Raw genomic sequence first — 12308 nt, forward strand, 5'->3', positions numbered from 1 at the left:
ACAATGGATAACAACAGTAATACAAAAGGCGGGCGTAAAGAAGATTTTGGCCGTTTGCAACAGCAGATCGCCAAACAACGGATTGCGCTGCGGGAACAAACCAAGGCCTTGCAGGAAAGCAATGCTAAGAAAACATTGCTGGAACAGAAGCTCCGGAAAGAAAGCACTTCCACCCGCGATACGGGTAGCATCAAAAAATATACAGAAGAGCTAAAAAAGATAAAGGAAGGCATAGGGATGATTAAAGGACGTATCACAGAACTGGAAAGAGGCCTGGGCGACTTTATTGGTGAGATCATCCTTGAGCTGGACCCCCGGCAGCAGGTAGAACTGATGGATGATGATTACCCTGTTTTCTTATTGCCGGTACGGGTGGAAACCCGTTTCATGATCGTAAAACATATTGCCCGGCTGGAAAGGGATCGGCTTCCGCAAAGGACTGTCAACTTCACAGTGAACAAAGGGAGAAGAATAGAAAAAGCCATTAGTTACCCGGTGAAGGAACTGTATGAGAGCTACACCGTTATCCCGGTGGTGAATGACCTGCATGAATTATGGATACGGATCTTCCCGGATGATATTGCCATTCATACGCATGAAGAAGAACTCACAGAAGCAGAAGTAACTGCCGGGAAAACATTCTGGACGAATAAGTGGTATGCCGGTAAGAACGAGTCACTGGAACTGAGCGCCTGGCGTGGACTGGTATCCGGCAGAACGCCGGAGCGGGCTGCGTGGATCAGCAACCAGACAACACCTTTGAATCCCGGCGATGCACCTGCAGCACCTGTTGACCCTGCCAATCCTTTACCCATAGAACCCCAGTTCCCGGTACTGCCGGAAAAAGCATCTTCCTGGTCCAATATGCCGCATGCAAGGGTAATGCCCGATCGTTTTGTGGTGCGCCTGTATAACGGAAATACTTACCGTGAAGTGGTGGGTAAACGCTTGCCCGACCGCCTGCCGGTAAGCCTTGACCCACAGGATGAAGGCACTGACCTCGATAATACAGATGGTAAATTGATATTGCCGGAGAACCTGCGCTGGGTGCAGGATTTTGATGAAGCGGAAAAGATCGGTATGGCGATCCGCGTGCCGCTGTCGCTGGAAGAAAAGAACAATGGTTTTGATAAGCTGCTGGTGTTGGGCATAAAGGTCTCTGCCGATAAAGACGAAGGGCAGGCCCTGGTGGAAGAACTGGTAGATAACCACCATTATACGCCCGGCGGTTTTTCCATTGTTGCGCAGGGCACGCCTACCAATAATACGGAAGACAGCCTATCGGGCTATACTTCGCGCAATGCAGATGATGATGAGCTGTTCAAAATAGAGATGGCCAATCAGTTTACCCCGGTAGCCGATGACCTGAAAAAAGACGATGGGCAGCGGTTGGCAGAAGCGCTGGGTATCCGGCCGGAGAAAGTGCAGCATGTCCGCAATGCCGGTTTGAAAGACATAAGGGAAGCCATGTGCATGAACAATGCGTTATGGCCCACCACGCTGGGGTACTATTTGTCGCAAATGATGCACCCTGTTTTTTCCGACCCGGAAATAGCCAATACCAAAGCGCATTTCCACCGGTTTGTATTGGGCCGTGGACGTATTCCTGCTATCAGGGTAGGTGATCAGCCTTATGGTATTTTGCCCACTACTGCTTTTTCCAAATTAACGTATACCGGCAATGCCACGAATATTGTATTGCTCCGTAACCTCTTTGAGGATGTGCTCAAAAAGATGGAAATAACCTGGGATAAACTGGCAGAAGAGGTGAAGCATGCTGATCAACCCTTTTCAGCGGCCACTACTGATAAAGCATTCCTGGAGATACTGGGCCTGCATCCTTCCAGTGTTGAATTCTATCAGCGCCAGGTAACCGGTCCCTATGTGATCTGGAACCTGTATTATTATAGCCTGTTAATAAATGGCCTTCCGGCGCCTTCTTCCATCAGTTATGCCACGATCTATGATTTTGCGACCCTGTTCAATAACATGACCTATTTTTATTACGTTCCACCGAGGGTGTTTAATTTCATCTATGCGGCCCAGGAAAAGCGCCTCGATGGTCCGGTGATTGATCCTTTCCCATTCTCTGAAACACGTACGTTAAATGCCATTGGCAGCAATGGTGAGAATTATATTGACTGGCTGTATAAGAGTGATTATGATACCATCAGGCGGGAAGATTTTTCCAATATCGGCGCGCCCGGCGCTGTTCCGCCGAAGAGCCTGTTGTATCTCATGTTGCGCCATTCCTGCCTGCTGGAATATGTGCACAGCGGTATCAATATGTTAGCGGGCAGGGGTTATGTTAACGCCGACCTGTGGCTGGACCATGAGTTACTGAATGTGGGAACGGCCCGGAAGCTCTCTATGGAAGCGCGGGACTTTGCGAGGGCACGTGTAGAGTTTAAAGAAGGCGCCGCCTTGCATAAGGAATTGCAGGCGCAGGTAGATGCTGCTTTTACCAAACGGGCAGACAGTGGCTTGTTGTCCGGGTTTAGCTTCCGGGATGTAGAACGGGAAAAACTCAGTTATTATAATGAGCTGAAAACGGCTGCTGCTCCTGCTTATAAAAAGATGGTGGATGAACTGGTAGATAAAGAATTGAGTAGTATTGTATATACGGCCTCCAAGACAGGCGTGCTGGCCGAGAAGTATGACTTCATCGGCGATGCTACCAGTTTTTCAAAGTATATAGATGCAGAGATCAGGAAACCTGGTGTGATCAAAGAGCTGCAGGAAATGGCCGATGTCAGGGATGCCCTGAACTGCCTGAAAGGACTGCCTACAGCCAGGTTGGAACGGCTTTTCAGTGAGCATGTAGACCTGGCTTCGTACCGGTTGGATGCCTGGTTCTTTAGTCTGGCGGCCCAGCGATTAGAACAATTGCGCACGGCTGCCAATGGCAAGAACGGTGTGTATATTGGCGCTTACTCCTGGCTGGAGAATGTACAACCCGGCAAGTTCCCGGGTATCGTGTACCGGGAAGTAGAGATCGAGAAGGACCGTTTTATCATTCCGGGCATTTATGAAGTAGCGATCAAAGATTTTGAATTCCCGATTGATATAGTGGTTGGCCCGGTCAAAACCATTTTTAAACCGGGCATTAAAGCGCTTGCTGATAGCAAAGCTGAAGCTGCTTTAAAACGTGCGCCGCAGGCAAAGGAAGCTACCATGTCATTCCTGAGAGGCGATATGACTGTTAAAGCACCGCTCATCGGATCGGGTGGCGTTAAAATGATCCTTGATACGGTGAGAGAAAATGTGATCGTTGATTTTCCTGGATTGATGGATGCGCCTGTAGTCACTTACCTGGGGCCTGCTTATATCTACCTCGGAACAGATGCAGTGGGTGATATTACGTATGACAATGTTACCAATCAATTCATCAGCAACCCGCGGGTAGATCCGGGCAACCAGGGATATATCCATGCACCTTCTATTAATCATGCTTCTACGGCCGCCTTGTTGCGTGCCGGGTATGAATCGCACAAGATCAATGCAGGCTCCAATGACAACGCTTTTGCTGTGAACCTCACTTCCGGCCGTGTACGTCGTGCCATGTCTTATCTTGAAGGCATACGCAACGGGCAGGAACTGGCGGCGCTGCTGGGTTACCAGTTTGAACGGGCGCTGCATGACCTGAATCTCAACCTTGACAAATACATCCGTGATATCCGGCTAAAATACCCGTTTGTAGCTGCCCGTGTTACTTCCTCTTCAGGTGCTGTGGATATTAATGAGGCGGAAGCCTATAATGTGGTAGACGGACTGAAGCTGATGGAAGCTTTCAGGGATAATCCGCTGCACTGGGCCGATGGCATTACGTTTTCACCGGCATCGGATAAAACGAAGATCGCTACCGAAATTGAAGGCCTGATGGACAGCATGGATGCTGTGCATGACCTGTTGTTATCAGAAAGCGTGCATCAGGCTGTACAAGGCAATACGGCCCGCAGCAGCGCTGCCTTTAATGCCATTGCCGGTAATGCTGTACCTCCGGAGCCACAGATCATTGAAACGCCGCGTGGCTTCCATGCCCTTACACACAGGGTAGGCGTATTGTTTGATGCTTCACCGGGAGGCGCTGCTATATGGACCGCAGCCGGTACTGCACGCTCACTGGCAGAACCAAAGTTGAACCGGTGGTTGGGTGCACAATTGCCTGCCAAAGAGAAGATCGTTATTAATATCAGCTATACAACAGTCGTCACGAATGGCAGTTTGCCTACTACCACTGACCTCACCATGACTGCCGGTGAATTGAAGATAGAGCCTGTAGACCTGGTGTACCTGATGGATATTTCATTGGAAACAGATGTAGAATCGGACCTGTATGAACTGATCAGTTATTATATCCGGCAGGATGTAGCTGCCGCAGATAATATTACGATACAGATTAAAAATGCCGACCGAACGGGCCTGGACCCTGATGAGATCACGCTGACCGAATTAAAACCATTGGCGGCCTCCCTGTTGAAGATTGTGCAGGATGGTAAGATACTGGATGCAAAGGATTTCATCTTGCCTACAGATACGATCACGGAAGTAGCTGCCAATCCAGGCGCGGGATTGAATACCGCAGGCTTGTTAAGCAGGCTGCAGGATGCTGCGGGCTTAACCATGTCCAACGGACAACGGGGCCTGTCAGGTTTGTATACCGATCTCCAACTGGCCATTACCGATCTGGCCGCCAATATTCCGCCTTTCCCGCAAACGTTCGACCCTCTCCGGTATGTACGTGTGCGGGCAGCTCTGTTACACAGTACTTATTTTGGCATTCCGAAAAGTGTACCGGAAACCGCTTCTACGCATGAGTTGAATGACAGCCAGGAATTGTTGCTGAGAGCCAGGCAGGTATTGCCGGTATTGAAAAAACGGAAAGAGCAGGCCGATGCGTTGCTGGCCTCCGTGGCCACACAGGCCAATGAGCCGGCAAAGCTAAGGGTGTTGTTACAGGCCGGTGAAGCTATCTTCGGCCGCTCGTTCAGGCTCTTTCCCGATTTTACTTTTTATACGCCTGCGGCTGTTACTGCTGCCATGTCTTATTCAGGTTACCTCGATACAGCCGGTGTGCATGCTGTTGATGAATGGATACAGGGCCTGGCCCCGGTACGTAAAAGAATGCATAACCTGCAGCAATATCTGCTGTTCTCCTCCATACTGACAGCGAACGAAGGTGATACACCGCTTAGGGTTATTCAATTCCCGCTGGCCCCCGTGGATACGAATGGTGATGTACAGGCAAGGTGGGTAGGTATGAAATTGCCGGATGGTTATGTTATCCCGCAGGACAACCTGTCGCTGGTGTTTTCTTATCCACCGGGATTTAATGTCAATGCCCTGCAGGCCGGCATGATCATAGATGAATGGGTAGAAGAGATACCGGTGGCGGATGCGCAAACAGGTCTTGCTGTGCACTATAACAATCCTAATTCAGAAACGCCCAATGCCTGCCTGCTGGCCGTATCGCCGGACCTCAACGGTTCCTGGTCATGGGACGACCTGATGGATACGTTGTATGAAACACTGCAATGGGCCAAGAAACGGGCAGTAGATCCTGATCTGCTTAACGATACAATCTATGCACAGATATTGCCAGCCATCATGGCTGCCATGACGGGAACAAGTGATACGCCCACCCTTGATTTTGGCAGGAACTGTGTGGATAATCCGAAGCGGGGTGTGCTGGATATTATCAGGCTGGAAGATTACACGCATATACAAAGGCTATGGGCAGATTAACGGGTCATTCATCATTTCAAGAGCAAGCTTATGCAATTATCATTTAAAGACATCAAAGAAACGATACAGCTTCCTACCGGGCTTGGAAAGGAATTCGATGATTTTATCACTGCCCTGACCGTGCTGGAATCAGATGCCCGTAAACGGGGAATGAAAGAACAGGCGGCCTTTGTGGTGATCCGGAAAGTGTTGATGGATAAATCAGTACCTGCTAATGATTTTACGGCATTTGACTGGGACAGGATATTCCCCGAATCAAAAGATATTAAGGTGCCCGATGAATGGGCCAAAGATAAAAGGCTGGCGGAGGTGATCAACCGTTTACGCAGAACAGGCAGTGTAAGGGTAGGAGAGCGGCGGGTGAATGTTAATTACCTGCTGGCAGGTATAGAAGCAAAGTTTAGCAATGCACCCGTATTATCACCGCATGATAAGCTGGAGTTGGGTACCAGCCAGGAGCTGGCTTCTTTTCACGGTTCACTGGGGCATACGGTATTCAGCTATGTGCGGAAAGGATTCCAGGAGCCCGGAAAAGGGAGGGATAATAAACCCGATGGAGCGATGCTGGGGCTGTATTATTCCGAACTGTCCGGCGCCGATAAGCTGGGCGCTTTTGCAGATGCGGTGAGCATGGAATATAGTTTTGAGCATTCTATTGCCGCGAACCTGGTGGATTATTACACCGATACCGAAGGGCCCGTGAAATACAGCATCCGCAACTTTACGGAGAAGATGGGTTTCGGGCCGGTAAAAGATGGGGTGTTTGTGAATGATAACCCCGATACGCGCAAGAAACAGATCAATAAGATCGTGGGTGCAGCGTTTGTATTTGGCTTTGAAAATTATAAGAAGGAAGAGATTGAAAGAATAATAGTAGAGGGGTGGGACAATCCCATATACCAGGACTTTATATTGTCGGCAGAATACCTGTATGCCAGTTTCATAGACCTGGTGGTGATAGAGGTAGGCTTGCAGGTGGTGAAGCCTGCCATCTTAACCTGGAACAGGCTGGAGCCGCGGCCGCGCACCAATAATTTCAAGCGTGTGCTGCGTGCAGAAATCAGGGATGCATTGTGGATGTTATCGCGCCAATGGCAGATGGGCGAGTTTGCTGCTGAAGATGCAGGTACCTGTGTAGAGATGCGGGTAGACATGCAAACCACAAAGCTGGGCAAGTATTCTTTACGTAAAGGTGCGCCCTATAATTTTGATAACAAGTTGCCCATGGAAGCTGTTGTGGAGCGGGAAAGGGTGCAGCCCGATCTTACCTTGCGACTGGAAATGGGCAAGCATTGGTTCAGGATACTGAAGGTGGCCCTGGAGGCTGACCCGACACCCATTTTGCCGGCCGTTATTACAGCTACGCTCAATGCCTTTAAGGCACATGCTTCTTTGCATTTTACGTTGCCATCTCCGGGCGGTGATCATCCTGACATTTACAGTGACCCACGCCTGCTGCAATGGTATGCAGCTATCAGTGGAGGACGGGCTATTGACGGCCATGTTTTGTACAGCGCGTTGAAGTTGGGCACGGCTGCAGCCTCCTATCTCAGTGCTCCCACACCTGCTATCACCACGCTGGTGAATAATGCTGGTAATGCTTTTGTGGCCTGGTTTGAGCAGATCTATAGTCAGCCTGCCGGTACAGCAAAGGCTGCCTGGGATGCTTCGCACCTGGAATACCAGTTTCATTGCTCAGCGGCCGACAGTGCATCCGCCACTACTATTCTGGCAGCAGATGAATATGCTTCCGGGCACCTGGACTGGTACAATTTTGATGTGGAAACGAAAAGCAGTAATTACCATGCCGGCCTGACGGGCAATTATGTACCGGATAGGGTAAACCGCCGGGTGATTACCATACTGCCCGGAGGAGTACAGTTTCCCGGTATGCCGCAGCCGCGCTGGTGGCAGTTTGAAGATTATAAGGTAGACTTTGGTGGTATTAAGGCAGATACGACCGAGCCGGCTAAGTTGTTGCTGGCAGAGTTTGCACTGATCTACAGCAATGACTGGATGCTGGTGCCATTCAGGATTGATGTGGGCAGTATCTGCGCAGTGCAAAGCATTGTTGTAAAAGATATATTCGGGCAATACACCGAGGTGCGGGCAGCAGGGGCCGGTGATAGCAGCGACTGGCAGCGTTGGGCCATGTATAATCTTACCCGCAGGAATTATACAGGCGCCGCGGCAGATACAAGGTTGTTCGTTCCGCCGTCTACGATCAAGGTCATGGAAAGCGACCCGCTTGAATCAGTGAGTTTGCTGCGTGATGAAATGGCCAACCTGGTATGGGGTATTGAAACGATTATTCCCGATGGAACGGGTAGTGGTACAGAAGGGGCCGATGCCGCCCGCCGGTTATTCAGCTACCTGGAAAGCATAACAGTGGCGCCGCCGGTAACCCCCGTGGTGAACAATGATGCGGCTGTAACCTATGAATTGGGCACACTGGTGCCGGAACACTGGATACCTTTTATACCAGTGCGACTGGATGCTGTAACGAGCCGCGAGATACAGTTGCGGCGGGCAGCTATGCCACGTATTATACCGGGCAGGGCAACAGAGCGTATCCGTCCGCGCACGGCCTTGCTGCGTACAGGGTATGATGCAGAAACTAATACCTGGAATGCCTACCATGTATATGAAGAAGAAGTGCTGCGCAGTGGTTCTATTGTGGAACGTACCTGGCAGCGTACACGCTGGATGGATGGTTCGGTAATTACCTGGCTGGGACGCCGGAAATACACCGGTAAGGGAGAAGCCGACTCCGGCCTGGAATTCGATAATGTGAAGAACAAAGAACAGCAACAGGGTTAGTGAACTTTACCCACCCGCATAAACAGCGGGAAATAAAAAGCGCGGGCTTCCACTTCAGGCCATATGGCCGGCAGGGTGTTGACCAATTCATCTACCGGGTTGTATCCATTGGCTTTGATAAAATGTTGTACACTCGACCAGGTGTTGAAATAACCCATCAGGTCTTCTTTGGTCCATTGTACTTCTATGCGCAATGCAGGCGCGGTTAATTCCTGATACGGAAATGCTACCGTAGTATAGGCTTCATCCACATACTTTCTTTCTGCATCCCAGTAAGGGCCTGTTTTCCCCCGGTAAAAATCATGTATGAGCGTATTGAGGTTGGTGTATTCACTTTGGATGAGGCTATAGCCCCAGATTGCGATGAGGGCATCCGGTTTGGCCACCCGCTTTGCTTCCCGGCTGAAAGCCTCAAAATCAAACCAATGATAAGCCTGCGCCACGGTAATAAGGTCAATGCTGTTAGCTGGGATGCCGGAGGCGTCGGCAGGCGCTACGAAATAGGTGATCTTTTCATGCGGTGTGGCCTGCTCCAATTGTTTTTCGCTGATATCGGTGGCAAATACTTTGTCGAAATAGCGGGTCAGTTCAAGGGCTGCCTGACCATTGCCGGTAGCACAATCCCAGGCAGTGTTGTGCTGCGCTACCAATGACACCAGGTGGTCATACAAAGCGCGGGGATACACGGGACGATACCGCGCATAAGTAGCTGCCTGCTGTGAAAAGAGATCTTTTGCCATGTTACACAATGTGTTTGAGCGCACGGATGGTCGCTTTCGGGTCAGCCGACTTAAATACGGTACTACCTGCCACCAGCACATCGGCGCCGGCCCGTACAATGCTGGCTGCATTGTTGAGCGTTATACCGCCGTCAATTTCAATCTTTGTATTCAGGCCCTGGTTATCAATCATGCGGCGCAGTTCCTTTATCTTTTGTAAGGTATGGAGAATAAAAGACTGTCCGCCAAAGCCGGGATTCACACTCATCAGCAATACCATATCAATATCGTGCAGGATATCTTTCAGGCTGTCTACCGGTGTGTGCGGATTGAGGGATACGCCTGCCTGCATGCCCAGTGATTTGATCTGTTGCACATTCCTGTGCAGGTGGGTGCAGGCCTCTATATGCACCGTGAGCATATCGGCCCCTGCTTTTTTAAAGGCTTCTGCATACCGCTCCGGCTGTACGATCATGAGGTGTACGTCGCAGGTCTTTTGGGTAGTGGTACGGATCTGTTCTATCACCGGCAGTCCAAAACTGATATTGGGAACAAATACTCCGTCCATCACATCAAGGTGAAACCAGTCGGCCTCACTTTCATTCAGCATCGTACATTCGTCCTGCAGGTGCAGGAAATCGGCTGCTAACAGGGATGGCGCTACAATGGGCATATGGTGAAGTTGATAATTTACAATTACAGGTTGGCAGATTGTTTAATCTTTCAACCGTCTGATCCCTTCCCGGGCTTCTGTAAAATCCTTATCTAAAGACAGTGCCCGCATGTAATTTTCCAGGGCTTCGTCTTTCCGGTTAGTGGCTTCGTAGCAGCGACCCATCCAGAAGTAGGCATCGGGACTGGTATTGGATACGGTAACTGCCATGCGAAACACTCCCAAAGCCTCGTTGTATTGTTTTTGCTCGTAGAGCACAATGCCTTTTTCAATATAGGCATCCGTAAACTTCCAGTTGCGTTTAATACATTCCTCAAACTGTTCCAGGGCTGCAGCGTATTGTTTCGTGTCGGAATAATAGGCGCCTTTCAGGAAAGTAGCTTCATTAATGAAAGTAGTATCACGGGCGATCAGTTGATCACAAAGCTGCAGGGCAGCAGGATTTTTAGTAGCTGCATACAGGTTGGCCAGCGCCAGCCCGGTATAGTTGACAGGTTGCAGGGCATAGGACCGCTCCATGGCCTGTATGGCGGCGGGCGTATCTTTTAGCTGAACCAGCAGGGTACCTTTTTCGAACCAGGTCTCAAAGTCGAGGGAGTCCTTTGTCAATAGCTGGTTGTATTGGTCCAGCGCTTCCTCCGTGGCGCCCACCTGGGCATATACTTCACTCAGGCGGCGGCTGAAGGCGGTGGAAGACGGGTATTTTTCAATACACTGTTTTAGCAGTTTGACCGCTGTGGCGGGCGAATCTACCAGCATTAAATTGTTAATGTATTGCAGGGCAGTACCTTCATTAGGAGCCAGTTGCCAGGCGGTGGCATAATCGGCATTGGCCAGCTCATGCTGGTTATTTTGTGAAAGACGGACACCCCTTGCCAGGTACAGGTCGGCATTTTGCGGGGCGGCCTTAATACTATCTGTCAGGCCTGCATAGGGTGGTTTCGACAATAGCTGTTCCCGGTTCTTTCCTGGATTGTCCGCATCACAACCAGCTAATAATAAACCCATGAGTGAGCACCAGATAAAATTCCTTCTCTTGATCATATATCAAAACTAACCGTTTTTGGGGGATGTCGCTTATGACAATATTCTGACAAAAAAGGACATCCGCCAAAATACCTTTGCTCCCGCTGTGTCTCAGCAGGTGGATTAAAAAATAATACAATGAAAAAACTCCTTTCCTTACTACTGGCAGGCTTGCTGGTCTTCCTGGCCATCACTGCCTTTAAGACCCCCACATCATCAGTTATTGCTAATACGCCTGCTGCCGATACCCTGCAGTACCCCGAAGAAACACATTTTAAGAATATTCAGCAACTTACTTTTGGCGGCGATAATGCAGAAGCCTATTTCAGCTATGATGGCAAATACCTCATTTTCCAGCGTACCAATGCCAAAGATGGCATTGCCTGCGACCAGATGTTTATTGGCAAAGTTCCTGCCAATGGCGAAAAGTTTGACTACAAACTGGTGAGTACCGGTAAAGGGCGTACTACCTGCGGCTTTTTTACCAAAGATGGCAAGCATGTGATCTATGCTTCTACCCACCTGGGCAGTGCAGATTGTCCGCCTGTGCCAGACCGCTCCAAATACGGCAATAAGTATATATGGCCTTTGTATGCCAGCTTTGATATTTTCATGGCCGACCTGGATGGCAAGATCGTAAAACAGCTTACGAAGTCGGCAGGGTATGATGCGGAAGCCACGCTTTCCCCTGATGGCAGTAAAATGATCTATACCAGTGTAAAGGATGGCGATATTGAGTTGTACATGATGGACCTGAAGAGCGGTAAGGAAAAACGCATCACACATACCCTGGGTTATGACGGTGGCGCCTGGTTTAGTCCTGATGGAAAAAAGATCATCTGGCGCGCTTCCCGTCCCCAAACCGAAGCAGCTATCAAAGAATACAAAAACCTGCTGGCCGAAAACCTTGTAGCGCCTACCAGCATGGAAGTATGGGTGGCCAATGCAGATGGCAGCAATGCCCGCCAGGTTACTGCTTACGGACAGGCCAACTGGGCGCCTGCCTTTATGCCTGATAGCAAGCGTATTATTTTTGCTTCCAACCACGAATATAAAAGAGGCTTTCCCTTCAACCTGTACACGATCCATGAAGATGGCACTAACCTTCAAAAGATCAGCCGGGATAAGGGATTCGATGCCTTCCCCATGTTCAGTCCCAATGGTAAGAAGTTCGTCTTCTGCAGCAACCGCAATAATGGCGGCACCCGGGATACCAATGTATTTATTGCAGATTGGGAGGAGTAACTAATGCTGTCAGGCTGAGCCTGTCGAAGGGTGGCTTCGACAGGCTCCCCGCAGAGCGGGACAAGCAGGGTGACATTTGT

General features: G+C 49.9%; 6 protein-coding genes. 3 read left to right on the forward strand and 3 right to left on the reverse strand.

Annotated elements, in window-relative coordinates; all coding sequences use genetic code 11:
* Window positions 1-3: 3 nt before the first annotated feature.
* Both HB364_RS11125 and HB364_RS11130 read left to right on the forward strand, forming a co-directional pair.
* On the forward strand, window positions 4-5745 hold the full coding sequence (locus HB364_RS11125; RefSeq protein ID WP_167288053.1) for a DUF4200 domain-containing protein: 5742 nt from the start codon (window positions 4-6) through the stop codon (window positions 5743-5745).
* 30 nt (window positions 5746-5775) lie between these two features.
* Window positions 5776-8565 carry a hypothetical protein gene (locus HB364_RS11130; RefSeq protein ID WP_167288054.1) on the forward strand — a complete coding sequence of 930 codons (2790 nt, stop codon included), beginning with the start codon at window positions 5776-5778 and terminating at the stop codon, window positions 8563-8565.
* Here HB364_RS11130 and HB364_RS11135 read toward each other — a convergent pair.
* The 3 genes from HB364_RS11135 to HB364_RS11145 are packed head-to-tail and all read right to left on the reverse strand — an operon-like array spanning window position 8562 to window position 11001.
* Complete coding sequence (locus HB364_RS11135) at window positions 8562-9305, reverse strand: class I SAM-dependent methyltransferase (RefSeq protein ID WP_167288055.1); 744 nt, start codon at window positions 9303-9305, stop codon at window positions 8562-8564. The two genes, HB364_RS11130 and HB364_RS11135, sit on opposite strands and share 4 nt — an antisense overlap.
* A gap of 1 nt (window position 9306) precedes the next feature.
* The gene (gene rpe, locus HB364_RS11140) at window positions 9307-9957 is read right to left on the reverse strand and encodes a ribulose-phosphate 3-epimerase (protein ID WP_167288056.1); all 651 of its coding nucleotides are present in this window, start codon (window positions 9955-9957) and stop codon (window positions 9307-9309) included.
* A 42-nt stretch (window positions 9958-9999) separates the two neighbouring features.
* Window positions 10000-11001, reverse strand: coding sequence for a tetratricopeptide repeat protein (locus HB364_RS11145; protein WP_167288057.1), 1002 nt, complete (start codon window positions 10999-11001; stop codon window positions 10000-10002).
* 120 nt (window positions 11002-11121) lie between these two features.
* Here HB364_RS11145 and HB364_RS11150 point away from each other — a divergent pair, with 120 nt between their 5' ends.
* Window positions 11122-12228, forward strand: coding sequence for a TolB family protein (locus tag HB364_RS11150; protein ID WP_167288058.1), 1107 nt, complete (start codon window positions 11122-11124; stop codon window positions 12226-12228).
* Window positions 12229-12308: the final 80 nt, after the last annotated feature.

Source organism: Paraflavitalea devenefica (assembly GCF_011759375.1).
Taxonomy (GTDB): Bacteria; Bacteroidota; Bacteroidia; order Chitinophagales; family Chitinophagaceae; genus Paraflavitalea; species Paraflavitalea devenefica.